The sequence below is a fragment of the Polaribacter porphyrae genome, from assembly GCF_002954685.1.
Classification (GTDB): Bacteria; Bacteroidota; Bacteroidia; order Flavobacteriales; family Flavobacteriaceae; genus Polaribacter; species Polaribacter porphyrae.
In genome coordinates this window covers 2,598,607-2,622,279 of the sequence record NZ_MSCN01000001.1, presented here as the reverse complement: position 1 = coordinate 2,622,279, position 23,673 = coordinate 2,598,607, and the positions used below count along the sequence as shown (strand labels likewise).

The 23,673-nt window shown below is 30.1% G+C and carries 23 protein-coding genes, 1 tRNA gene and 1 pseudogene; 8 read left to right on the top strand and 17 right to left on the bottom strand.

The genetic code is table 11. The features are described 5' to 3' along the window. Positions 1–504: 504 nt before the first annotated feature. Positions 505–903 (bottom strand): tyrosine-type recombinase/integrase, encoded by a 399-nt coding sequence (locus BTO18_RS11705; RefSeq protein ID WP_170063264.1) that lies wholly within the window; start codon positions 901–903, stop codon positions 505–507. Positions 904–938: 35 nt separating this feature from the next. Here BTO18_RS11705 and BTO18_RS11700 point away from each other — a divergent pair, with 35 nt between their 5' ends. Beyond that, complete coding sequence (locus BTO18_RS11700; RefSeq protein ID WP_105016395.1) at positions 939–1,382, top strand: hypothetical protein; 444 nt, start codon at positions 939–941, stop codon at positions 1,380–1,382. Between the two features lie 232 nt (positions 1,383–1,614). Here the strand turns inward: BTO18_RS11700 and BTO18_RS11695 are convergent, their stop codons facing one another. From BTO18_RS11695 to BTO18_RS11685, 3 genes and pseudogenes are all read right to left on the bottom strand, one after another. Further along, positions 1,615–1,950: a single-stranded DNA-binding protein gene (locus tag BTO18_RS11695; protein WP_105016394.1), complete on the bottom strand. Its 336-nt coding sequence runs from the start codon at positions 1,948–1,950 to the stop codon at positions 1,615–1,617. Continuing rightward, positions 1,937–2,242: a helix-turn-helix domain-containing protein gene (locus tag BTO18_RS11690; RefSeq protein ID WP_226789082.1), complete on the bottom strand. Its 306-nt coding sequence runs from the start codon at positions 2,240–2,242 to the stop codon at positions 1,937–1,939. Before BTO18_RS11690 ends, BTO18_RS11695 begins: the two co-directional genes overlap by 14 nt. A gap of 16 nt (positions 2,243–2,258) precedes the next feature. After that, positions 2,259–2,390 (bottom strand): annotated as a pseudogene (locus BTO18_RS11685) (single-stranded DNA-binding protein); the annotation flags it as partial. Between the two features lie 176 nt (positions 2,391–2,566). Between BTO18_RS11685 and BTO18_RS11680 the strand changes: the two are divergent. Next, positions 2,567–2,917: a hypothetical protein gene (locus BTO18_RS11680; RefSeq protein WP_105016392.1), complete on the top strand. Its 351-nt coding sequence runs from the start codon at positions 2,567–2,569 to the stop codon at positions 2,915–2,917. Between the two features lie 54 nt (positions 2,918–2,971). After that, the gene (locus tag BTO18_RS11675) at positions 2,972–3,679 is read left to right on the top strand and encodes a GIDE domain-containing protein (protein WP_105016391.1); all 708 of its coding nucleotides are present in this window, start codon (positions 2,972–2,974) and stop codon (positions 3,677–3,679) included. Between the two features lie 10 nt (positions 3,680–3,689). Here the strand turns inward: BTO18_RS11675 and BTO18_RS11670 are convergent, their stop codons facing one another. After that, a complete protein-coding gene (locus BTO18_RS11670; protein ID WP_105016390.1) occupies positions 3,690–4,157 on the bottom strand; it encodes a CBS domain-containing protein in 468 nt (155 codons plus the stop codon). A gap of 110 nt (positions 4,158–4,267) precedes the next feature. On the opposite strand from BTO18_RS11670, the gene BTO18_RS11665 reads away from it, so the two are divergent. Next, complete coding sequence (locus BTO18_RS11665; RefSeq protein WP_105016389.1) at positions 4,268–6,565, top strand: M20/M25/M40 family metallo-hydrolase; 2,298 nt, start codon at positions 4,268–4,270, stop codon at positions 6,563–6,565. 60 nt (positions 6,566–6,625) lie between these two features. On the opposite strand, the gene pyk is transcribed toward BTO18_RS11665, so the two are convergent. The 5 genes from pyk to BTO18_RS11640 all read right to left on the bottom strand — a co-directional run bounded on the left by pyk (position 6,626) and on the right by BTO18_RS11640 (position 10,846). After that, complete coding sequence (gene pyk / locus BTO18_RS11660; protein WP_105016388.1) at positions 6,626–8,053, bottom strand: pyruvate kinase; 1,428 nt, start codon at positions 8,051–8,053, stop codon at positions 6,626–6,628. Between the two features lie 3 nt (positions 8,054–8,056). Continuing rightward, positions 8,057–8,527, bottom strand: a complete 471-nt coding sequence (locus BTO18_RS11655; protein WP_105016387.1) for an IPExxxVDY family protein — start codon at positions 8,525–8,527, stop codon at positions 8,057–8,059. Between the two features lie 80 nt (positions 8,528–8,607). Then, the gene (rnc, locus tag BTO18_RS11650) at positions 8,608–9,345 is read right to left on the bottom strand and encodes a ribonuclease III (protein WP_105016386.1); all 738 of its coding nucleotides are present in this window, start codon (positions 9,343–9,345) and stop codon (positions 8,608–8,610) included. Positions 9,346–9,348: 3 nt separating this feature from the next. Further along, complete coding sequence (fabF, locus tag BTO18_RS11645; protein ID WP_105016385.1) at positions 9,349–10,602, bottom strand: beta-ketoacyl-ACP synthase II; 1,254 nt, start codon at positions 10,600–10,602, stop codon at positions 9,349–9,351. 7 nt (positions 10,603–10,609) lie between these two features. Further along, positions 10,610–10,846 (bottom strand): acyl carrier protein, encoded by a 237-nt coding sequence (locus BTO18_RS11640; protein ID WP_024740040.1) that lies wholly within the window; start codon positions 10,844–10,846, stop codon positions 10,610–10,612. Between the two features lie 174 nt (positions 10,847–11,020). Between BTO18_RS11640 and purN the strand changes: the two genes are divergently transcribed. Continuing rightward, a complete protein-coding gene (purN, locus tag BTO18_RS11635) occupies positions 11,021–11,596 on the top strand; it encodes a phosphoribosylglycinamide formyltransferase (RefSeq protein WP_105016384.1) in 576 nt (191 codons plus the stop codon). Next, positions 11,589–12,224: a ribonuclease H1 domain-containing protein gene (locus BTO18_RS11630; RefSeq protein WP_105016383.1), complete on the top strand. Its 636-nt coding sequence runs from the start codon at positions 11,589–11,591 to the stop codon at positions 12,222–12,224. Before purN ends, BTO18_RS11630 begins: the two co-directional genes overlap by 8 nt. Positions 12,225–12,343: 119 nt before the next feature. Here the strand turns inward: BTO18_RS11630 and BTO18_RS11625 are convergent, their stop codons facing one another. From BTO18_RS11625 to BTO18_RS11605, 5 genes are all read right to left on the bottom strand, one after another. Further along, positions 12,344–13,084: a succinate dehydrogenase/fumarate reductase iron-sulfur subunit gene (locus tag BTO18_RS11625; protein ID WP_105016382.1), complete on the bottom strand. Its 741-nt coding sequence runs from the start codon at positions 13,082–13,084 to the stop codon at positions 12,344–12,346. 12 nt (positions 13,085–13,096) lie between these two features. Beyond that, positions 13,097–15,094 carry a fumarate reductase/succinate dehydrogenase flavoprotein subunit gene (locus tag BTO18_RS11620; RefSeq protein WP_105016381.1) on the bottom strand — a complete coding sequence of 666 codons (1,998 nt, stop codon included), beginning with the start codon at positions 15,092–15,094 and terminating at the stop codon, positions 13,097–13,099. A 12-nt stretch (positions 15,095–15,106) separates the two neighbouring features. Further along, positions 15,107–15,781, bottom strand: coding sequence for a succinate dehydrogenase cytochrome b subunit (locus BTO18_RS11615; protein ID WP_105016380.1), 675 nt, complete (start codon positions 15,779–15,781; stop codon positions 15,107–15,109). Positions 15,782–15,886: 105 nt separating this feature from the next. Then, positions 15,887–16,507 (bottom strand): DUF6973 domain-containing protein, encoded by a 621-nt coding sequence (locus tag BTO18_RS11610; RefSeq protein WP_105016379.1) that lies wholly within the window; start codon positions 16,505–16,507, stop codon positions 15,887–15,889. Between the two features lie 59 nt (positions 16,508–16,566). Beyond that, the gene (locus BTO18_RS11605; protein ID WP_105016378.1) at positions 16,567–19,398 is read right to left on the bottom strand and encodes a VPS10 domain-containing protein; all 2,832 of its coding nucleotides are present in this window, start codon (positions 19,396–19,398) and stop codon (positions 16,567–16,569) included. Positions 19,399–19,549: 151 nt separating this feature from the next. Between BTO18_RS11605 and BTO18_RS11600 the strand changes: the two genes are divergently transcribed. After that, positions 19,550–19,810, top strand: coding sequence for a GlsB/YeaQ/YmgE family stress response membrane protein (locus tag BTO18_RS11600; protein WP_105016377.1), 261 nt, complete (start codon positions 19,550–19,552; stop codon positions 19,808–19,810). Between the two features lie 95 nt (positions 19,811–19,905). Here the strand turns inward: BTO18_RS11600 and BTO18_RS11595 are convergent. Beyond that, positions 19,906–19,977, bottom strand: a tRNA-Gln gene (locus tag BTO18_RS11595). Between the two features lie 173 nt (positions 19,978–20,150). Between BTO18_RS11595 and BTO18_RS11590 the strand changes: the two genes are divergently transcribed. Further along, complete coding sequence (locus BTO18_RS11590) at positions 20,151–23,273, top strand: glycosyltransferase family 117 protein (protein WP_105016376.1); 3,123 nt, start codon at positions 20,151–20,153, stop codon at positions 23,271–23,273. Positions 23,274–23,331: 58 nt separating this feature from the next. On the opposite strand, the gene BTO18_RS11585 is transcribed toward BTO18_RS11590, so the two are convergent. Beyond that, on the bottom strand, positions 23,332–23,625 hold the full coding sequence (locus tag BTO18_RS11585) for a thioredoxin family protein (protein WP_105016375.1): 294 nt from the start codon (positions 23,623–23,625) through the stop codon (positions 23,332–23,334). Between the last annotated feature and the right edge of the window lie 48 nt (positions 23,626–23,673).

The following is a 23,673-nucleotide window of genomic DNA, read 5'->3' as shown; positions in this document are numbered from 1 at the left end:
AAAAGTTCCTAATATTTTAGGCAACATTCTTTGCACATATTATTTATCGGACTCATTTTGACTGAAGGAATCCATAGTCTTAGTGCGAAAGGCCAATTCCTTATTATCCCTTGGGATTAATGAAATCTTCCCATAGAAATAGTCGTTAACATTACTTATTAGGAATGATAAAATTGTGATACTTGAAAAGAAAAGTATCATCTCGAAAAGATGTTTTTCTTTTGGTTGATTTAAGACTACTAATAAATCTCTAGTCTGAAGGAAAAACCATAAAAGAAAAAATAAAAGAATTATTATAATAATTGATGCTATATGGTTCTTTGATTCTTTTGCTATAATAACTAGCCAATCTCGTATTGATTCCCATGTGATTCCCATTTATCTTGAGTTTTAATCAATGATATACAATAAAATACTATTTGGAATACCTAGCAATAAGTATTTTTTTTAATTCTTTTAAATGTAGTAAAAATCCACTGAAATCAAATGAATACTCATTAATAATCAATATTCCAAAGGATGCTTATACAATTGCGCCCTTAAATCATCAGTAATCAACCAAGTATATCCGGTGGTAATTTTAATATTACTATGTCCCATCATCTTGGATAAGGTATAGATATCACAGCCACCTTTAAGCATTAAGGTAGCGAAGGTATGTTTGAGCATATGAGCGCTAAAATGAAACCCACAAATCTCTCGAAATAACACAATTAATCGCTTAAGACCAGCATCCGTATAACCTGTATCCTTTTTTGAAGACACAAATAAGTAAGCTGTGATTTTACCTGTTTTTCTTTGCTCAGCTAGGTAATTATAAAGTGCCATTGCAAGCCGGTTACTAATGAGTACAACACGTTCTTTTCCTCTTTTTCCTAGTACTCGAATGGTTCTATTTTCCAAATGGACTTGCAAAAAAAAGTGAAAAGTAAATCGTTATGAATAAAGAACACTTTTACTTAGACATTTTTTCATCCAAAGAAAAGGCAATTCATCATTGTCTTTGGCTAAACTTCAAATACAGAAATGCAAAGATTACTTTCGGGATTATAAATGGTCCAGAAAATAATTACGCGTTTGTGGAAGAAGCTACGGCTAAAGAAATTGAAATGGAGTTTCTGGATATTTTACCTAAAGGTTATGCAGAAATTGATTACAATATCATTCGGCATATTCGAATGGATAAAGATCCATTATCACATTGGGAGCAAATTACAGGTTGTTTTTCAACAATGGATGGAGAAATTTTACGATTTCTTATACACACAAAAATGCCTATCGAAAAACTAATTCGATATGAACTTGCAACTCGAGGGTTTGATAAAAATCATCGTTGGTGTGGCTTTATTAAATCTGAAGAGATTTGGTTGAATGAAAATTAAATTACTAAAACACCATTTTTTTGATGGTGTTTTTTTCTTTTTAACTCTGCTTCTAAACTCATATCTTTAGGGTATGGAAGAGAAATTCTATGAGGTATTACAGCTATGATTTTTAGATTACAAATGGGCGTAATATCCCCAACGATTATATTAGAACTTGATTTAATTAAGTAAACAAAAAAGTTTGCCTAAAATTAAGACAAACTTTTTATTTTCATAACAAAATTCCCAACTATTTTCCGGCTAAAAGTAAAAGTTCATTAACAACAACTTCTGTAATATATCTTTTCTCTCCCTCTTTAGTTTCATAAGAACGAGAAGTTAATTTACCTTCAATAGCTACTTCTTTTCCCTTTGTTAAGTATTTTTCTATAATGTCACAAGTTTTTCCCCAAGCAACTAGATTGTGCCATTCAACTTTATCAATTTTTTGACCTGATGCATTTGTATAACTTTCGTTCGTTGCAAGAGAGAATTTCGCTAATTTCTTACCAGACTCTAAGTTGATAATTTCTGGATTGTTTCCTAAATTTCCTATTAACTGTACTTTGTTTCTAATTGAGTTCATAATATTTTGTATTTATTGGTTTGTGAATTCTTGGGTCGTACCCCATAAATTCTATGATTTTGTTTAAGTTTTTTCCTTTCGGATTTGATTCGTTATTTTCCCATTTATAGATAGTAGTTTGGTAAACATCTAACTCTAATGAGAGTTCAAAAGTTGTATAACCGTTTTCTAATCTATATTGTTTTAAGTAATCTCCTAAAGTTATTGGATTGATGTTATACCCTCTAGGCATAGGCTTTGGGGCGAGAAGTCGAATTTCGCAAATGGTCAACGATATTGTGCCAATAAGCACGCTCAACTTTATTTCAATTTTTGTCTTTATAGCTATCATCAGTAGCTAAAGAAAATTTTGCTAGTTTGTTTCCATCTTTAAAGTTTACGATTTCTGGTTCTTGACCTAATCTACCAATTAATTGTACTTTGTTTCTTAACGTATTCATAAGATAAGTTTTAAAATTATTATTTTGTTATTGTCAATTCGTTTTGACACTGCAAAGATGAAACTCAATACAAATTAAAATTGGTTGTTAAACGTTTGTTTTCGTTTGTAAACGAATATATTCGTTTAATAATTTTTAATATATTTGTATTCAGTTAGTTAAATAAAATAAATATTTTGGTAGAAAGAACTTGTTTAGAGTGTTCAGAAAAAGTTGTAGGTAGAATAGATAAAAAATTCTGTTCAGATTATTGTAGAAATGCCTACAATAACAAAGTAAATAAAGAAAGCAAAAACTTAATTAGGAATACAAATAATAGACTTCGAAAAAATTATAATATCTTATCAAAATTGAATATTTCTGGTAAAACAAAAGTTACTAGAAGAAAGTTATTCGATAATGGTTTTGATTTTCAATTTTTTACTTCTATTTACAAAACAAAAACAGGAAATACTTATTTTTATGTTTATGATGAGGGTTATTTGGCTTTAGAAAATGAAGTTTATTTACTAATAAAAAGAGGTTAAAATTGTAACTTTATCTAGAAAATAACATCTTATATGTAAATAAAATTTCTTGCTATGATATTTTTAATTATTGATAATATAAAATTTATAATTCTAGCTGTATTTATAATAATCATTATTATTATAGCTTCTTCAATTTATTTTTTTAGTACAAAACAAAAAATAATTAGAATACTTTCTAAATTACCAATTAAACAATTTGGAAGTTTAAAAGCCAATGAATTTAGTAGGGTTAAAGGTAAAGCATTACATATAAAAGAACCTCTAGTAGCTCCTTTTAGCAAAAGAAAATGTGTGTTTTATTCTATAAAAATAGAGCAGAAAAAAAGCAATGGTAAAAGTAGTCATTGGAAAACTTTAGTAAAAGAAGAACAAATTCAAGATTTTTTTCTTGAGAAAAATGGAGATTATGTTATGGTAAAACCCAAACAAAATCCTAAAAACTATATGAGTCATTTAGTAATTGATAAAAAAGTGAGTTCGGGTACCTTTAATGATGCTTCTCAAGAATTTGAACAATTATTAAAAAACTACAACATTAAAAGTACAGGCTTTTTAGGTTTTAATAAACAAATAAGGTACACAGAAGGAATCATAGAAATAGGAGAAGAAATCACAGTTGCTGGTATTGCAAAATGGAAAAACTTAAAGGAACCTATTAAGGGTTTTAACTATTCAAAAATAGTAGAATTAGAAAGTTCTGAAAAACAGAAATTGATTATTACAGATTTGCCTAATATTAAATCAAAAAAAAGGTTGTAGTTATCTACTACTATTTCCAAGTATTTCCTTTAACTTTAAGAGCAGCTTTTAAAACATCTTTTTGACTTAATTGCCCAATTAATTTTCCGTTTTCTACAACAGGAAATCTTCTTCTTCTAGAGGACAAAAACTTAAAAGCAGCATCAAAAATATTCATATTTTTATCAATAGTATCAACATCTGAAACCATATATTTACCAACAGTATTATTTCTATCAGAAGGCATATTGTAATACTTACTTTCAGAAATATGTTTTATACAATCTGTTTCAGAAATAATACCAATTAAATCATTTTTATCATTAACCACTGGTCCACCAGAAATTTTATATTTAATCAACATACTAATTACATGATCTAAAGAATCTTCAGCTTTAAAAGTAACCAGTTTTGTAGTCATATAATCAGACACTAAAATTTGTTCATCTTTTTTTCCTTGTGATGTATCTCTTTTTCCCTGAAAGCTCTTAATTCCCATAGTTTACTAGTTTTAAGTTGTTTCTAAATTTACAGATTTTTATCATTCAATCAACATTTTAACAAAGTTTTTTTTATTTACTACTTTTATAAAAACTTAAACGTCTTAAAATGAAAAGATTTTCTTCTCTTTTATCTATCTTTATAATTATAGGTGTTGTGTATTGGAGTTTTTCTGATTTACAACCAGTTCTTCCAAAAGAAAAGCCAAGTGAGGTTAGTAGTTTTTCTATGGATAACGCTTTGCATCACCTAAAAAACATTAGTGATAAATCTCATCATGTAGGATCATTAGAACATAAAAATGTTCAGAATTATATTGTAAAAGAACTTCAGAAATTAGGTTTAGAAACAAAAATTCAAACACAAACAGCAATAAATAGAAAATGGTTTGCAGCTACAACTGCAGAAAATATTTTAGCAAGAATTAAAGGATCTGGAAATGGGAAAGCACTAATGTTATTATCTCATTACGATTCTAACCCACATTCAGCTATAGGAGCAAGTGACGCAGGTTCTGGAGTTGTTACTATTTTAGAAGGAGTTAGAGCTTTTTTGGCAAAAAATAAAACACCTAAAAATGATATTATTATTCTTATTTCTGATGCTGAAGAATTAGGTTTATTAGGTGCTCAAGCTTTTGTTGATCATCATCCTTGGACAAAAGATGTGGGTTTAGTTTTAAATTTTGAAGCAAGAGGTAGTGGTGGACCAAGTTATATGTTGATGGAGACGAATGGAAAAAACAGTAAACTTTTAACTGAATTTTTAGCAGCTAAACCTAATTTTCCAGCTACAAATTCTTTAATGTATAGCATTTACAAGAAGCTACCTAATGATACAGATTTAACCGTATTTAGAGAAGAAAGTAATATTAATGGTTTCAATTTTGCTTTTATTGGAGATCATTTCGATTATCATACAGCACAAGATTCTTACGAACGTTTAGATAGGGAAACGTTGTTGCATCAAGCAGATTATTTAACAACAACTTTAAACTATTTTTCAAATTCAAGTTTAGAGAACTTAAATTCTGATGAAGATTTTATGTATGTAAACTTTCCATTTATGAGGTTGTTAACCTATCCGTTTTCTTGGGTTATTCCATTATTAATTAGTGCTACAATCCTATTTATAGTTTTACTCTTTTTCGGTTTTTCCCTGAATAAAATAACGATAAAAGGAGCTTTTAAAAGTTTACTTCCATTTATCATTTCTGTGGTTTTATGTGGTGCAGTTTCTTATTATTTATGGAAATTGATTTTAATAATTCATCCAGAATATACAGATATGTTACATGGGTTTACTTACAATGGCTACACATATATTTTAGCTTTTGTTTTCTTAAACTTATGCATTATTATAAAAGTGTATAAATACTTTGTAAAACAAGATAAAACAACAGATTTACTAATTGGGCCTATTTTTATTTGGTTGATTATCAATTTTTTAATTTTAGAAGATTATAAAGGAGCAGGTTTCTTTATAATACCAGTTTTTAGTGCTCTATTTATTTTAGTAATTTCAGTTTTTATGAATTTGGAAGAACGTTCTAAACGTACCCTATTTACACTTCTATCTATACCAACTATCTATATTTTTGCACCAATGATTAAAATGTTTCCTGTTGGTTTAGGCTTAAAAATGTTACTAATTAGTGGAGTTTTACTGGCGTTAATTTTTGGTTTGATGGTACTTACTTTCTATCAAAAAAAATCGAGTTGGATGTTAAAATTAAGTTGTCTATTTGCAATTATTTTCTTTGGATTAGCAACTTACAATAGTGGTTTTTCAGTTGATAAAAAGAAGCCAAATAGTATTGTTTATATTCAAAATTCTGATACTAAAACTGCTTACTTTGGCACTTATAATAATACTTTAGATACTTATACAAAACAAATTTTTGATGATACTGCTGTACAAGGAAGTATTAAAAATGCGGAAACTAAAAGCAAGTACAATACTCGCTTTAGATATCATAAAAAAACAGATTATAAAAATATTTCTTCATCAGAAATAAAAGTTGATTTTGATACTATTATCGGTAATAAACGCTTTTTAGAAGTACTAGTTATACCTAAAAGAAAAGTAAATAAGCTTGAGTTTATTACGAAAAATAAAATAACGCTCAAGCAATTTAAAGTAAATGATGTTTTAGTAAATAAAGGTAAAAATTATACTGTAAAAAGTGGAACTTTTCTAGTATATCACATTGCTAATTCTGATAAAGAAATTTCATTATCATTTAGTATTGATAAAGAAGAACCTTTAGATATTATTTTAAATGAGATTTCTTATGATTTGCTTACAAATTCTAATTTTAATATTAAGCCTAGATCAGAAGAAATGATGCCTATGCCATTTGTTACTAATGACGCTATTATCATTAGTAAAAAATTAAGCTTATAGCTAAAAAAAAGCGATTAGAATTTAATTCTAATCGCTTTTTTATTTTATATAACATCAATATTAATCAATTTCAGAAACTCTTAAGGTATTTACCATTCCTCTAGCCTCTGAAGGCATTGAAGCAAGGTTTATAATTAAATCTCCATGTTCTACAAATCCTTTTTGCTTTGCAATTTCATTAATATCTTCTACAGTGTCGTCAGTAGATAAGTTTTTGTCATAGTAATAAGCTCTAACTCCCCAAAGTAAGTTTAGTTTTCCTAAAATTCTTTTATTCGTAGAAAAAGCCAATACGTGAGTTCTAGGTCTCCAAGCAGAAATTTGAAATGCTGTATAACCACTATTTGTTAAGGTAGATATTGCAGCTGCATTTGTATCATTTGCCATTAAAGCTGCATGATAACAAATTGATTTTGTGATAAATCTATTAGTTCTAATATGTGGAGCTTCATGAGGCACTTTAATCATTCTAGAATTTTCAACACTTTTAATAATTTCAGACATTTTTTGAATAACTCTTACTGGGTGTTTCCCTACAGAAGTTTCTCCAGAAAGCATTACAGCATCAGCACCATCCATAATAGAGTTGGCAACATCATTAACTTCTGCTCTTGTAGGTACAGAATTTTCAATCATAGTTTCCATCATCTGTGTTGCAATAATTACTGGAATCCTAGCTCGTTTTGCTCTTCTCACTAATTTTTTCTGAATAAGTGGTACTTCTTGCATTGGTATTTCAACACCTAAATCGCCACGTGCAACCATTAATCCATCACAATAAGGAATTAATGCATCTAAATTTTTAACTGCTTCTGGTTTTTCTATTTTTGCAATTACAGGTATTCTGTATTCTGAATGTTGAGCTATTAAATCGCGTAACATTCTTAAATCTTCTGGAGTTCTTACAAAAGATAATGCAATCCAATCTACTTCTTGCTCAATAGCAAAAACAGCATCTGCCATGTCTTTTTCTGTAAGTGCAGGTAAAGAAATAGCTGTGTTTGGTAAGTTTACACCTTTTTTAGATTTTAAAGAACCACCAACAATAACATTAACTACAACTTCAGTTTCTTTATTCGTAGAGATTACTTCAAATAATAATTTACCATCATCAACTAATATTAACTCACCCGTTTTTACATCTTTTGGAAAGCGTTGATAGGTCATAAAAGCTTTTTCTTTAGTACCTATACATTTTTCTGTCGTAAAAGTAAAAGTATCTCCTTCATTTAAAACAACATCATCTTCCATAACGCCTACACGCAATTTAGGACCTTGTAAATCACCAAGTATAGCTATATTAAATCCATTTTCTTTATTTATTTCTCTAATTATTTTTACTTTTTGCTTTACGTCTTCGTAATCTGCATGAGAAAAATTTATTCTAAATACATTAACTCCTTTTTGAGCTAATTTTGTTAGAATTTCTTTAGTATTAGTTGCTGGTCCTAAAGTAGCAACAATCTTTGTTTTATTATTATGTGGCATATTTTAAAATATTAAAAAGTCTTTAGACTTTAATGTATTCTTATCTATTTGATAAGAAGTTATAACTTGATCTATCTTCTTAATTTTAGCAACTGTTTTTGAAATAAAATTGTATTGAATATCTCCAGAAATTTTAATAAAAAAATCTACTTTTTTCTTTTCTGTAATCAAATACGTTTTTGTTTCAGAAGTCAGCAGTAATTCATTAGAAACTGTTTGATTTTCTCTTTTTGAACTATTTGCAATTAAGTGCCAGTCAAAATCATATTCTGTATTAGAATAATTATATAATGAGAATGAGGCTCTTTTTTTTTCTTCTTTAAAAGCTAAATCTTTTCTAGATTTTTGAAAACTTGTTCTTAAGTTTTTATTTAATAAATAGGCTAGTTTAAAATCTTCTAAAGTAGTATGAATTCCTATTAAAGAAAATTCATCATCGTAGAAATTGTCTAATCCTAAAGAATGAATTTGCATAATTTAAACTAATCTTTATTATGCTAAATTACTAATTGTTTATGAGTTTCTTAAAGATTTTAACGAAAACGTTATCGTATTTAACCAACAGAAATTTCGCTTTGAAAAGCGTAATACACTCTTTTAGATGCTTGTTCTTCTGCCTTCTTTTTAGATGTAGCTCTACCTTTGGCTATTTGTTCACCATCAATACTAACTTTAACGCTAAAGTGTTTTATAGCTTCATTACCAGAATCTTCGTAAGTATCAAATTTATATTTTTTCTTTTGTTTTTGGCACCATTCAATTATGAGTCCTTTGTAGCTTGTTATTTTACCTTCTAATTTTTCAATATCTACATAAGGCACAATTACATTTTCGTATATAAATTTCTGACAAAAATTATAACCCTTATCTAAATAAATAGCTCCAATTAAAGCTTCAAATATATTACCATGAATATTATCGCCAACATTGGTTTGGTCAATGTTGCTGTTTACAAACTTTATAAGATTTAAGTCTTTACCAAGTTCGTTTAAATGCTCTCTACTTACAATTTTAGAACGCATTTGAGTTAAGTACCCTTCAGAACCTGTTGGAACTTTTTTATATAAATAAGATGCAATAACAGAACCTAAAATAGAATCACCTAGAAACTCAAGACGCTCGTAATTTATAGGATTACCATTTTCGTCAGACATTTGCAATGATCTGTGTGTAAATGCCTTTCTGTATTTGTTGATTTTTCTTGGAGAAAAGTTAAGTAATGCTTTTAATTCGTTGTACAGTTCTTGATCTTCTTCTGAACGAGATTTAACTATTTTACGAATAAAATTCATACACTAGTCGTCCACTTTCTTAAATGCAACACAAGCATTATGACCGCCAAAACCAAATGTATTACTCATTGCTATTTTAATTTCTCTATGTTGAGGTTTGTTTAGCGTAAGATTTAAATCTGGATTTATATTTTTATCAATATTAGAATGATTTATAGTGGGAGGTATAATTCCGTTTTCCATAGCTAAAATTGAAGCTATAGATTCTATTGCACCTGCTGCACCTAATAAGTGACCAGTCATAGATTTTGTAGAATTAATATTGATATTCTTTGCATGATCACCAAAAACCTCTGAAATCGCCTTTAATTCAGCTACATCTCCTAATGGTGTAGAAGTACCATGTGTATTGATGTGGTCTACATCTTCAGGTTTAATACCTGCATTTTCTAAACAGTTTTTCATCACTGCAATAACGCCAATTCCTTCAGGATGTGGAGCTGTCATATGATGTGCATCTGAAGACATACCTCCACCAATAACCTCTGCATATATTTTTGCACCTCTTGCTTTTGCGTGTTCGTATTCTTCTAAAATAATAGCACCTGCACCTTCACCTAAAACAAATCCATCACGTTCTGCATCAAAAGGTCTTGATGCTGTTTCTGGACTTTCATTTCTGGTAGATAAAGCATGCATAGCATTAAAACCACCCATACCTGCAATAGTTACAGCAGCTTCAGAACCACCTGTAACAATTACATCACAAGTGCCTAATCTAATGTAATTTAATGCATCTATCATTGCATTTGCAGATGATGCACAAGCAGAAACTGTTGTATAATTAGGCCCCATAAATCCATTTTTAATGGAAATAAGTCCTGGAGCAATATCTGGAATCATTTTTGGGATAAAGAACGGATTGAATCTTGGAGTTCCATCACCAGCAGCAAAATTTAAAACTTCATTTTGAAAAGTTTCTAAACCACCAATTCCTGCTCCCCAAATTACGCCAACACGTAATTTGTTAACTTCATCAAGATTTAAGTTAGCATCTGCAATTGCTTCATCAGAAGCAACTATTCCATACTGTGTAAATCTGTCCATTCTTCTGGCTTCTTTTCTGTCAATATAGTCATTGACTTTAAAGCCTTTTAATTCACATGCAAAACGAGTTTTGAACTTGGCAGCATCATAATACGTAACAGGTGCTGCACCACTAACTCCGTTAATAAGTGCGTTCCAATACTCTTCTATATTATTACCAATTGGCGTTAATGCGCCAAGTCCAGTAACTACAACTCGTTTTAACTGCATATAAATATTACTTTTTTGCTTCTTCTATATAGCTAATTGCCTGGCCTACAGTACCAATATTTTCTGCTTGATCATCTGGAATTTGAATATCAAATTCTTTTTCAAACTCCATAATTAACTCAACAGTATCTAAAGAATCTGCTCCTAAATCATTTGTGAAGCTAGCTTCTGTTGTTACTTCGTTATCGTCCACACCTAATTTGTCTACGATAATAGCTTTTACTCTTGATGCAATGTCTGACATAATTTTTCTGTTTTTTAAAATTTAAATCGGGGCAAAAATACAAATCTTATTAGTTTTATCTAATTTTTGCCTAAAAAATGATTTCTAAAAATAATTAAAATTGTTCAATATTCAATGAAATCACTTGATTTGTTAATAAATATTCTTTTTTTTGTACTCTAGATTAGGTTAGATATGAAGCGTATTGTTGTATTTGCTTCTGGTTCTGGAACGAACGCAGAAAATATTATTAAGTTTTTTAATCACACTAAAACTGCTAGGGTTACTCAAGTTTTGTGTAACAATAGGTATGCCAAAGTTTTTGATAGGTGTAAATCACTAAATATTAAGCATTTATACTTTAATAAGGGTGACTTTTTTATAGAAGATACTATTTTAAACCTATTAAAAAAAGAAGCAGATTATATAGTATTGGCTGGTTTTTTATGGAAAGTACCTGAAAAAATTATAAATATATTTTCTAATAGGATTATAAATATCCACCCAGCCTTACTGCCTAAATATGGAGGTAAAGGAATGTACGGAATGAATGTTCATAAAGCTGTGGCTGCCAATAATGAAAAAGAAACTGGTATTACAATTCACTACGTTAACGCGAATTATGATGAAGGTGCAATCATTTTTCAAGCTAAAACTTCTTTAAATGAAAACGATACACCAGAAAAAATTGCAGAAAAAATACATATTTTAGAACAAAAATATTTTCCAAAAGTCATTGAAGAAGTAATTTTATCATACAAAAATGCCTAAAAAAAAGTATTATGTAGTTTGGGCAGGAAGAAAAACTGGTGTTTTTACTTCTTGGAAGGTATGTAAAGCTCAAATTGACGGTTATGAAGGGGCTCAATACAAATCTTTTACTAGTTTAGATGATGCAGTACTAGCTTTTTCTAAAAAGTATTTAGACTATAAAGGTAAAAATACCAAAAGACCTGTTTTATCATCCAAAGAAAAAGAAAAATACGGTTCTCCTATTTTAGAAAGTATTGCTGTGGATGCTGCTTGTTCTGGAAACCCAGGAAAAATGGAATATAGAGGCGTTTTTACACATAACAAAAAAGAAATTTTTAAAAAAGGTCCCTACTTAAAAGGAACTAATAATATTGGTGAGTTTTTAGCTTTGGTGCATGGAATAGCACTTTTAAATAATAAAAATAAAGAAGATATTCCTATTTATTCTGATTCTAAAATTGCCATGAGTTGGGTTCGTCAGAAAAAGTGCAAAACCAATATTCATTTTGATGCCTCTAATAAAGATTTATTAGAATTGATAAAAAGAGCTGAAAATTGGTTACAAAACAATTCTTTTAAAAACCCCATATTAAAATGGGAAACTAAAGCTTGGGGGGAAATTCCTGCTGATTTTGGGAGGAAGTAAAATAGTTTTCAGTGAGCAGTTTCAGTTTTCAGTAAAAAAACCAAAACTAAATTTAGTTTTGGTTTTTTTATTTATTCTTATGAGATTGCTTCATAAAATCTCGCAATGACGTTTGTTTATTAGATAGAAGCTTTCATTAATTCTCTATTCATTCTTGCAATGTTGTCTAAAGAAATTCCTTTTGGGCATTCTACTTCACAAGCACCTGTATTTGTACAATTTCCAAAGCCTTCTAAATCCATTTGCGCTACCATGTTTTTAACACGATCTGCTGCTTCTACTTGACCTTGAGGTAACAAAGCATATTGAGATACTTTTGCACCTACAAACAGCATTGCAGAACTATTTTTACAAGTAGCAACACATGCGCCACAACCAATACAAGTAGCAGCGTCCATTGCTGTATCTGCTGCTTGTTTAGAAATAGGAATTGAGTTTGCATCTTGTGTGTTACCAGAAGTGTTTACAGAAATATAACCACCTGCATGTTGAATTCTATCAAAAGCGGAACGATCTACAACTAAATCTTTAATTACTGGAAATGCAGCAGCTCTAAATGGTTCGATTGTAATGGTATCTCCATCTTTAAACATACGCATGTGTAACTGGCAAGTAGTTACACCTCTATCTGGTCCATGAGCTTCTCCATTAATATACATAGAACACATACCACAAATTCCTTCTCTACAATCGTGGTCGAAAGCAACTGGTTCTTCTCCTTTTGCAACTAAACCTTCGTTTAAAACATCTATCATTTCTAAAAAAGACATATGCTCTGAAATTTCAGTCACTTTGTAATCTACCATTTGACCCTTTGAACTTGAGTCTTTCTGTCTCCAAATTTTTAGTGTTAAATTCATAATGTCTTAATTTTATTTATAACTTCTTTCTTTTACTTCTATGTTTTCGTATTCTAAAGGTTCTTTGTGTAAGATTGCATCTTTTGGTTCTCCTTTATATTCCCAAGCAGAAACAAACTGAAATTCTTTTAATCTTTTTGCTTCTCCCTCTGGAGTTTGATATTCCTCTCTAAAGTGTCCTCCTGCAGATTCTTCTCTTTCTAAAGCATCTTTTGCAAATAGTTCACCTAATTCTAAAAAATCTGCAACTCTACCAGCTTTTGCTAATTCTTCATTGTATTCATTAGCACCACCTGGAACCGAAACGTTTTGCCAGAAATCTTTACGTAATGCAGAAATTTCTTCAATAGCCTCTTTTAAACCAGCAGCGTTTCTAGACATTCCACATTTATCCCACATAATTTTTCCTAATTTCTTGTGGTAATAATCAACTGAATGTGTTCCTTTATTGTTTACAAAGAAATTAATTCTTTCTTTCACTTCGTTTTCTGCTACTTCAAATTCTGGAGTTTCTGTTGATATTTTTCCTGTTCTAATATCATCAGCTAAATAATCTCCAATAGTGTATGGCAACACAAAATAGCCATCTGCCAAACCTTGCATTAATGCTGATGCTCCTAATCTGTTGGCTCCATGATCAGAGAAATTTGCTTCTCCAATACAATAACAGCCAGGAATGGTTGTCATTAAATTATAATCAACCCAAACACCACCCATAGTATAATGAACTGCTGGGTAAATCATCATTGGTGTTTCATATGGATTTTCATCAACAATTTTCTCATACATTTGAAAAAGGTTTCCATATTTTGCTCTTACAATCTCTTGTCCTAATTCTTTAATTTTTGCATCAGAAGGATTGTTAATACCTTGAATTTTAGCTTGCTCTGTTCCATATCTTATAAAAGATGCAGCAAAATCTAAATACACAGCTTCACCAGTTGCATTTACTCCATAACCAGCATCACAACGCTCTTTCGCTGCTCTAGAAGCAACATCTCTTGGTACCAAATTACCAAAAGCTGGATAACGTCTTTCTAAATAATAATCTCTTTCATCTTCAGATAAATCGGTTGGTTTTTTACTGCCTTCACGAATTGCTTTTACATCTTCTAAATTCTTTGGCACCCAAATACGTCCATCATTTCTTAAAGATTCAGACATCAACGTTAATTTAGACTGATAATCTCCAGAACGTGGAATACAAGTTGGATGAATTTGTGTATAACAAGGATTTGCAAAATATGCTCCTTTTTTGTGAATTTTCCAACCAGCAGTAACATTAGAACCCATTGCATTTGTAGATAAGAAATATACGTTTCCATAACCTCCAGATGCAATAACAACAGCATGTGCAGAATGTCTTTCGATTTCTCCAGTAACTAAATTACGAGCAATAATTCCTCTTGCTTTTCCATCAACAACAACAACATCTAACATTTCGTGTCTGTTAAACATTTCAATCTTTCCGCGAGCAATTTGTCTGTTCATTGCAGAATACGCTCCTAATAATAATTGTTGACCTGTTTGCCCTTTTGCGTAAAACGTTCTAGAAACTAAAACGCCACCAAAAGAACGGTTGTCTAACAAACCACCATAATCACGTGCAAAAGGAACTCCTTGTGCCACACATTGATCAATAATATTTGCTGAAACTTCAGCCAATCTATAAACGTTAGCTTCACGAGATCTGTAATCTCCACCTTTTACAGTATCATAAAATAATCTGTAGGTAGAATCTCCATCTCCTTGATAATTTTTTGCGGCGTTAATTCCTCCTTGAGCAGCAATTGAATGCGCCCTTCTTGGAGAATCTTGATAAGCAAATGCTTTTACATTGTAACCCAGTTCTGCTAATGTTGCTGATGCAGAACCACCTGCTAAACCTGTACCAACTACAATAACATCTATATGACGCTTGTTAGCAGGATTTACCAAGTTAATTTTATTTTTATAGTCTGTCCATTTATCTTTAATTGGACCTTTTGGTACTTTTGAATTTAAAGCCATAGTTATTTAAGATTAATGGTTAAGATGATGAAATAATGCGATAAATATAAATCCTAAAGGGATTATTATTGAGTAGGCCAAACCTACTTTTTCTAATTTTTTTCTTAATGAAGCTGCTCCAACCGACTGAAATGCTGAAGTAAAACCGTGAGCTAAATGCAAGCCTAAAAAAACAAAAGCAATTACATATGCAGCAACTCTTGCAGGATGCATAAACTTATGAACTAACTCTTCATAATATCTAAACCCTTCAACTCCTTCCATAGTTCCAGACCAATCTCCTTGGATAAATTTTGTGTTGATTTCTGGAAACCAAAAATCGATAAAATGTAGAATGATAAATGCTAAAATTGCAATACCACTCCAAATCATATTTCTACTCATCCACGTGGAGTTAGCTCCTCCATTATTTTTGGCATATGATACATTTCTTGCTCTTGTATTTTGAAGTTCTAAAATAAAGCCCATTACAAAGTGAAAAACAACTCCGAATATTAAAACAGGCTGTAATGCAAATTGAACAACAGGGTTTGTACCCATAAAGTGTGATACTTCGTTAAACAAGTCTGCACTAAAAACAGACATCATATTTATAGTTAAATGCTGTAATAGGAAGATCATTAAGAAAAATGCTGAAAGTGCCATAGACACTTTCCTCCCAATTGAAGATTTGAAAAATCCGCTCATTGTATAATTAATTAAAATTTTGAATACAAAAATACGGCTTAACAAAATGGATTACAAGGAATTTACATCGTTTTCGTAAGTATTTAGAATGGGTTTAAATAATTCTTAAGGAATTTGATTTGAAGCTACCAAGCACTTATTATTTTTCCATTTTCCTTTTAATTCTTCTGGGGTAATTTTTTTGCCATCGCAAGTTAAAAAATTACCTTCTTTATCTTTTTTGATAATTTTCATCTTACCACCTTTAATTGCATTGACTATTTTATAAATCAAACTTTTTTGAGAAACTGTACTTCTTTTTCTTATTAGTTTTAGACCCTCTTCATTATTCCATAAATCCATAGTTGATGATATTTCATCAGGTACAGTACCATCTTCTAATTGCCTTTTTTTGTAGGTTAAATAATTTTCCTTTTCATGTGCTTTACCTAAAGAACGTGCAGCAGATTTACCAATCTCTTGTCGTAAACGAGCCATCCAATAGGCATGTCTAAAAGCATCTACTTGACCCCCATTACCATCACCATCTAATAAATTGGTTTTTTTTATAGAATCAGAAACCTTGTTTGTTTCATTAGAAATTCTTAAAGATTTTTTTGCCTTAAAAGGGTGGAATATTACCCAAATTCTTTTAGGACCAGAAAGATCAAAAAAACCTTTACTTTTGGTTTGTGAGCTCATTGAAATTGTAATGGTGAAGAATAAAAGTAAAAGATTTCTTTTCATATTGATAATTTTTAGACTCACAGATTTCTTGAACCTGTGAGGTCTTGTACTTCAAAGTTTTATTTGATTTCAAACTTACTTTTTGCATCATCAATTTTAACCACATATTTCCCTTTTGGTAAATAATATTTATCATTTTGAGCCTTTTTTAATGCTGATTTTTCACTTCCTTTTTCAAAATTTTTCTTTCCTTTTTTAGAAAAAGTAACATCAAAAACAGCTTCATTATAGCCTTTATCAGCTTCTATAGAAATATAATTTACTTTAATATCTTCTTTGTAAATGTCCAAAGTTATTTTTCTATCAGAATTCACATAAAAAGGAATCGTAATTTCTGGTGTGTAAGCATCTCTCCATTGACTAAACGAACGCCCCCAATTTCTACTTTTTCTGATATTATCAATAAAAAAAACGTAGCTGGATTTCTCTAAAATATCAGAATTCATTTTTTGTAAAGGAGCAATGTTTGCTTTGTATAAACTTCGGCCATGAGTAGCTACAATTAGGTGTTTTGCTGTTGGCTGAATTACTAAATCGTGTACAGCAACATTAGGTAAATTCTTGCTAAAAGCTTCCCAAGATTTACCTTGATTAAAAGAAACGTATAATCCATTATCTGTGCCTAAATACAATAAGTTCGCATTTTCTGGATCTTCCTTAATTACATTTACTGGCGATGTTGGAATGTTACTGCTAATACTTTTCCAGTTTTCTCCAAAATCATCAGAAACATAAACATAAGTGGTGAAATCATCAAATCTGTACCCATTTAACGTTGCATAAACACGTTCTTTTTTGTGTGATGAAGCAATAATTCTTGAAACCCATAAATCTTGTGGCAACTTATTAGAAATTTTTGTCCAAGAACCACCTGCATCTTTGGTTCTGTAAATTAGACCATCATCAGAACCTGTATAAATCAATCCAAATTGAAAAGGACTTTCTGAAATGGTTGCTAAAGTCCCATAAGCAACATTCCCTTTTTTACCTCCAGTTGTTAAATCGCCCGAAATTGTTTCCCATTTATTACCTTTATTTAAAGAACGATGCAATTTATTACCTCCTAAATATAAAATATCTTGATTGTGTTTTGATAATAAAATAGGTGTTTGCCAGTTGAAACGATATGGGTTTTCGCCTAAAGTATGTTTTGGTTGAATGTATTTATTTCTACCAGATTTTCTATCAATTCTAAAATAATTTCCAAATTGATATCCTGTGTAAACAATATTTGGATTTCTGTCATCAACCTGAACTTGCATACCATCTCCACCCATAATTGACTCATAAGGATTTTGACCTGATTGTTGCCAACGTTTATTAATTCTTGCATTGTTGCTTGCTACCCAAACTCCATTATCTTGCAAACCACCATAAACTTTATAATTTTTTTGATTATCTGCATAAACCGAATAAAACTGCCCAACTGCAGGGTCATTTAGTTTAGTCCAGTTTTCTCCATCATCGTAAGTAAGGTTTAAACCACCATCATTTCCATTTAAAATATGACCCGATTTTTTAGGATTTACCCATAAAGCTTGATGATCTGAATGCACATTTTCTTTACTGATAGAAGTAAATGTTTTTCCTCCATCTTTAGATTTTATAATTGGAACTCCCAACACATATATGGCATTTTCATTTTGTAAATCAACTCTAATTTCTCCAAAATAATATCCATAAGAATTATATACTCCATTTAAATACTCTTTGTGTGTTTTTTTCCAAGATTTACCTCCATTTGTAGTTTTGAAAACTTCTGCACCAATAACTTGAGTGTCAAATAATAATGAATTTGCATTTTCTAAATATTTAGCCAAATCTATAGGTTTTACAGAACCAACTCTTACCATTTGCTTTACATTTTGTGCTCTGTATTTTTCTTGAAATCCGTTGTTTTTTAAATATGCATTCAATTTTTTATCTGATAATTTTAAGAAATCAGCAGAAGTCATTGTTTTAAAATCTTCTTTGGTTAAAGCATCAGAAGTTTTTTTAGTTTTTCTTTTTGGTCTTCTAAATTGACTATCATGTAAAGCATAAACCGTATTTTCGTTAAAAACAGCTAAACCAATTCTACCAACTCCATCTCCAATTGGGAAACCGCTTTTATCAGCAATTTTTGTCCAAGAAGTTCCTGCATCTGTACTTTTATAGATTGCTGAATTTTTTCCATCCCCATCAAAATTCCAAGCTTTACGTTCTCTTTCCCAAGAAGCAGCATACATAATATTAAAGTTTTCTGGAGCAAAAGCAACATCAATAATTCCTGTATCTTTATTTATAAAAAGGGATTTTGTCCACGTTTTTCCACCATCAGTCGTTTTAAAAATACCTCTTTCTTCATTTGAAGAATATAAATGACCAATAACACCTACTACAACTTCATCAGTATTGTTTGGATTTATGAGAATTCTACTAATATGATGCGAATCTAACAAACCAACATTTTGCCAAGTTTTACCTTTATTTGTTGATTTTAACATTCCAATTCCTGCATAACTAGAACGTGATGAATTTTTTTCACCTGTCCCAACCCAAATTGTTTCAGAATTCCAATCTACAGCTATATCTCCAATATTTTGTGTTGGAGAATTGTCTAAAACAGGTGTAAATGTTGTTCCATTATTATTAGTATACCATAAACCTCCTGATGCATAGCCTACATAAAACTCTGTTGGATTTTCTGGATTTACTGCAACATCTGCAACTCGTCCACTCATTACAGTTGGACCAATATTTGTAAAACTGACATTTTTTACTAAAGAGTTGCTTTCTAATAATTTTTTAACTTCTAAAGATTCTTGAATTTTGGTTGCGTTAGTTGAATTTTTTTGAGTAAAAGCTGTTAAACTTATTAGAATAAATAAGTACAAGATTGATTTTCTCATAATGATGAGTTATTTAAAAATGGTTAGTTTGTAATACGAGTTAAAATATTAATTTTTCACTAAAATATTAGTTTTTGAGGATATACTTTGCTAAATATTGTTAATTTTTATTAAATTGCTAGAAATATAACAATTAATTAAATTTTTTATCATGGATGTTTTATACACAATTATTATTGGTGCTGTATGTGGTTATATAGCAGACGTTTTAATGAGCGACAATGGTTATGGGCTAATTTTAAGTATTATCATTGGAATTGCAGGGAGTTTTGTTGGCTCTTGGGCTTTTGGAGAATTAGGAATTAGTGTTGGTAGTGGAGTAATTAGCGACATTATTAGAGGAGCTTCTGGTGCAATAATTATACTGTTTGTTCTAGGACTCTTTAGAAGAGGTACATCTAGAAGGCGATGATAAACGAACTAAAAAATACAAAAGATGTTTATTTAAGCATCTTTTTTTATTCAATTATAAAACAAAAAAAAGCTTCACGATTTGTGAAGCTTTTGTTGGCCTACAAGGACTCGAACCTTGAATGACGGTACCAAAAACCGGTGTGTTACCAATTACACCATAGGCCAATGCTTTTAAGCGAGTGCAAATTTAATGCATTCTTTTTATTTTGCAAACATTTTTAGTCAATTTTTAACTTTAACAAAGTTTTGTGAGTTTTTAAGTAATTAGAAAAGAATAGATAAAGTTTATTTATTCATATTTATTAGTAAATTCGCCACACAGATTTCAAAGATATTTTATGAAACCAGAAACTTTTAAAAAGTGGAATATCATTTTAGGATGGATCAGCTTTGCAATTGCTTTAATAACATACTCACTTACCATAGAACCAACTGTAAGTGCATGGGATGTTGGAGAATATATTTCTACAGCTGTTAAATTAGAAGTAGGGCATCCTCCAGGAGCACCATTATTTCAAATGTTAGGGGCATTTTTTGCAATGTTTACAACAGATTTTACACAGATTGCTAAAATGGTGAATTTTATGTCTGCATTAGCTAGTGCGTTTACTATTTTATTTATGTTTTGGACCATTTCTAATTTATCTGAAAAACTGGCTCACAAAACAGGTAAAATATCAAGGGGAAAAAGGCTAGCAATACTTGGTAGTAGTTTAGTGGGTTCTCTAGCTTATACGTTTTCTGATAGTTTTTGGTTTAGTGCAGTTGAGGGTGAAGTATATGCAATGTCATCATTTTTAATGGCAATCTTATTTTGGCTAGGTTTAAAATGGGAAAGTGAAATCAATACCCCTAGAGGCAATAAATGGTTAGTACTTATCAGTTTTGTTGTTGGGTTATCTTTTGGCGTACATATTTTATCTTTATTGGTAATACCTGCTATTGTAATGCTTTATTTTTTCAAAACATATAAAAACATCAACCTAAAAACAACAGCCATTGCTACAGTTATTTCTGTATTGGTTTTAGTATTGGTTTTTAAATTTATATTTCCATTTACATTAAAGTTTTTTAGTGCATCAGAATTATTCTTTATAAACTCAATAGGCTTACCATACAATTCAGGTACAATAATAGCAGGTATAGTGTTAATTATTCTTTTTTATGTAGGATTGAATATCACAAGAAAAAAGAAAAAAATTACAGCCAACACACTAATTTTATCCTTGTTATTTATTATGATTGGTTTCTCCTCTTGGATGATGTTACCAATCAGAGCCAATGCAAATACTACAATTAACGAGAACAACCCATCAAGTGCAAGAGAATTATTAGCATATTATGAGCGTGAACAATATGGAGATGCCAATGTTTTTTATGATACCTATTATTCAAATAAATACAATAGAGATCAAGATAGAAATAACCCTACAAGAGATGATAAGCCAAAATATGAGAAGAAAGACGGTAAATATGTTATCGTAAATAAATACAAAGATGTTCTACCCAATTGGTCTGATAAACATAAAGGATTTATACCAAGAATGGTAGACCCAAATGAATCTGTAGTTAAAAGATATAAAGCAATTGCAGGAATACCAGCAAATAGTAAACGAAGACCCACTTTTGCCGAAAACATAAAGTTTATGGTGAGTTATCAATTTGGATACATGTATGGGCGTTATTTTATGTGGAATTTTGTTGGTCGCCAAAATGATATTCAAGGAAATCTAGATATTTTTAATGGAAACTGGATCAGTGGTATTGATTTTATTGATGAAGCTAGATTAGGTTCGCAAGACAAACTTACTTGGCAAGCCAGAGAAAATAAAGGAAGAAATACATACTATTTTCTACCTTTAATTTTAGGTGTTATTGGACTTTTATTTCAAATAAAATGGGACAAAGAGAATTTCTATACCCTATTTTTATTCTTTGCCTTTACTGGTTTTGCAATAATATTTTATACCAATCCAAAACCATTTGAACCTCGTGAACGTGATTATGCAGTTGTAGGTAGTTTTTACATCTTTGCTATTTGGATAGGCTTTGGTGTTTTTGCACTATATGAATACCTTAAAGATTTTGGTTCTAGAAAAAGAATTGCAGTTATTATAACTGTTGCATGTTTAGTACTTGTACCTGGTCTAATGGCATCAGAAAATTGGGATGATCATGACAGATCTAACAGATACACTACACATTTAAATGCACAAGCGTATTTAGAAAGTTGTGACCCTAATGCAATAATGTTTACGATTGGAGATAATGATACTTTTCCTCTCTGGTATATGCAAGAAGTAGAAGGTATTAGAACAGATATTAAACTGGTAAATACAAGTCTTTTTCAAACAGATTGGTATATAGATCAAATGAAAAAGAAGTCTTATAAAGCAGACCCTATACCATCTCAATTAACCCATGATGAATACAAATATGGTACTTTAGATGCAGCGTATTATTTTGAAGAACTTTTTCCTCAACTCAAAGATTCTGTATTAGATTTAGACAACTTTATGAAATGGATAAGAAGTAACAGTAAACGTACTTTTTATGATTTAGATGGTGATGGTAATCCAGAAAAGATATTACCAACCAATCGAATTAGAATTCCTGTAAATAAAGAAAATGCACTTAAATATGGTATTGTAGCACAAAAAGATGCTGACAAAATTTTACCTTATATAGATATTAAGATAGATAGAACTATTGCAAAAAATACAATATTAATGCTAGATATTCTTAATAATTTTGATTGGAAACGCCCAATTTATTTTACTGGAGGCTCTAATTCAGATAGCGAATATATCTGGCTTAAAGATTATTTACAACTAGATGGTTTAGCTTTTAAATTTGTGCCAATTAAAACACCTACTAAAATTTATAATGAAAAAGGTGAACTGGTTAGAGAGAAAAGCTTATTTGATATTGGTAGAATTGATACTGAAAAAATGTACAAGAATGTACAAAAATGGAATTGGAGAAATATTAATGATGGTAAAATTTATTTAGATGAGCAAACCAAAAGAAATGCGATTTCTTTTAGAAATAATTTAATGCGTTTATCTACAGAATTTGCTAAAGAAGGTGATACTATTAAAGCTGTTGAGGTTTTAGATTTATCTATCAATAAGATGCCAATAGAGTATTTTGATCATTTTAGTCTTTCTTTAGAATATCCTGAATTATATTATAGACTAGGGGAAACTAAAAAAGCTAGAGATGCTGCAGAAATGTTAGTTCGTTTGTTTAGAGATAAGCTAATTTGGTTTAGCACATTCTCTGAAGAAGATTTTGATTTGGTTTTCGAAGAATTCGATTTAACATTTAGATATTTATATAAAGGAGTTTTAGACCAAATAATGCAGTATGATACAGATGAAGAATACAAGAAAGCAATGCAAAAAGAGTTCAATGACACAGTAATGCTATTTGAACAAATTTTACCAGAAGAGAAATAACAAAAAAGGCTTTAAATTTTCATTTAAAGCCTTTTTTAAATTTGTGGTATAAAATTGATTAAAAGTACTTCTGTACCAAATCAATCAAGGTATTTGCATCATGATATCCTGTTTGACGCCATTTCATTTCTCCATTTTTATAAATCATAAAAGTAGGGTTGCCTTTTACACGTAAAGCATCTGCAAGAGTTTCATTTTTCTTAATATCAATCTTAATTACTTTAGCTCTATCACCTAAAGCTGCAGCAACATCTCTTAATGTACCAACACTAGTATCAACTTGATCCCAATCTGTATAAAAATCGATTAATACTGGTTTATCAACGCTAATTAATTCTCCAAACTTTGTCATAATTTAAGTATTAGAAATGCTAAAATGCAGAACATTTATCTTTTGCAT

Excerpts from the sequence above, each read along its gene's own strand:
- BTO18_RS11675 (WP_105016391.1), top strand. The coding sequence starts at position 2,972 with ATGATATTTTTAATTATTGATAATATAAAATTTATAATTCTAGCTGTA.
- fabF (WP_105016385.1), bottom strand. The coding sequence starts at position 10,602 with ATGCAGTTAAAACGAGTTGTAGTTACTGGACTTGGCGCATTAACGCCA.
- BTO18_RS11640 (WP_024740040.1), bottom strand. The coding sequence starts at position 10,846 with ATGTCAGACATTGCATCAAGAGTAAAAGCTATTATCGTAGACAAATTA.
- BTO18_RS11620 (WP_105016381.1), bottom strand. The coding sequence starts at position 15,094 with ATGGCTTTAAATTCAAAAGTACCAAAAGGTCCAATTAAAGATAAATGG.
- BTO18_RS11600 (WP_105016377.1), top strand. The coding sequence starts at position 19,550 with ATGGATGTTTTATACACAATTATTATTGGTGCTGTATGTGGTTATATA.
- BTO18_RS11625 (WP_105016382.1), bottom strand. The coding sequence starts at position 13,084 with ATGAATTTAACACTAAAAATTTGGAGACAGAAAGACTCAAGTTCAAAG.
- BTO18_RS11655 (WP_105016387.1), bottom strand. The coding sequence starts at position 8,527 with ATGCAAATTCATTCTTTAGGATTAGACAATTTCTACGATGATGAATTT.
- BTO18_RS11695 (WP_105016394.1), bottom strand. The coding sequence starts at position 1,950 with ATGAACTCAATTAGAAACAAAGTACAGTTAATAGGAAATTTAGGAAAC.
- BTO18_RS11700 (WP_105016395.1), top strand. The coding sequence starts at position 939 with ATGAATAAAGAACACTTTTACTTAGACATTTTTTCATCCAAAGAAAAG.
- BTO18_RS11670 (WP_105016390.1), bottom strand. The coding sequence starts at position 4,157 with ATGGGAATTAAGAGCTTTCAGGGAAAAAGAGATACATCACAAGGAAAA.
- purN (WP_105016384.1), top strand. The coding sequence starts at position 11,021 with ATGAAGCGTATTGTTGTATTTGCTTCTGGTTCTGGAACGAACGCAGAA.
- BTO18_RS11585 (WP_105016375.1), bottom strand. The coding sequence starts at position 23,625 with ATGACAAAGTTTGGAGAATTAATTAGCGTTGATAAACCAGTATTAATC.
- rnc (WP_105016386.1), bottom strand. The coding sequence starts at position 9,345 with ATGAATTTTATTCGTAAAATAGTTAAATCTCGTTCAGAAGAAGATCAA.
- BTO18_RS11615 (WP_105016380.1), bottom strand. The coding sequence starts at position 15,781 with ATGAGCGGATTTTTCAAATCTTCAATTGGGAGGAAAGTGTCTATGGCA.
- BTO18_RS11630 (WP_105016383.1), top strand. The coding sequence starts at position 11,589 with ATGCCTAAAAAAAAGTATTATGTAGTTTGGGCAGGAAGAAAAACTGGT.
- BTO18_RS11665 (WP_105016389.1), top strand. The coding sequence starts at position 4,268 with ATGAAAAGATTTTCTTCTCTTTTATCTATCTTTATAATTATAGGTGTT.
- BTO18_RS11590 (WP_105016376.1), top strand. The coding sequence starts at position 20,151 with ATGAAACCAGAAACTTTTAAAAAGTGGAATATCATTTTAGGATGGATC.
- BTO18_RS11605 (WP_105016378.1), bottom strand. The coding sequence starts at position 19,398 with ATGAGAAAATCAATCTTGTACTTATTTATTCTAATAAGTTTAACAGCT.
- BTO18_RS11610 (WP_105016379.1), bottom strand. The coding sequence starts at position 16,507 with ATGAAAAGAAATCTTTTACTTTTATTCTTCACCATTACAATTTCAATG.
- pyk (WP_105016388.1), bottom strand. The coding sequence starts at position 8,053 with ATGCCACATAATAATAAAACAAAGATTGTTGCTACTTTAGGACCAGCA.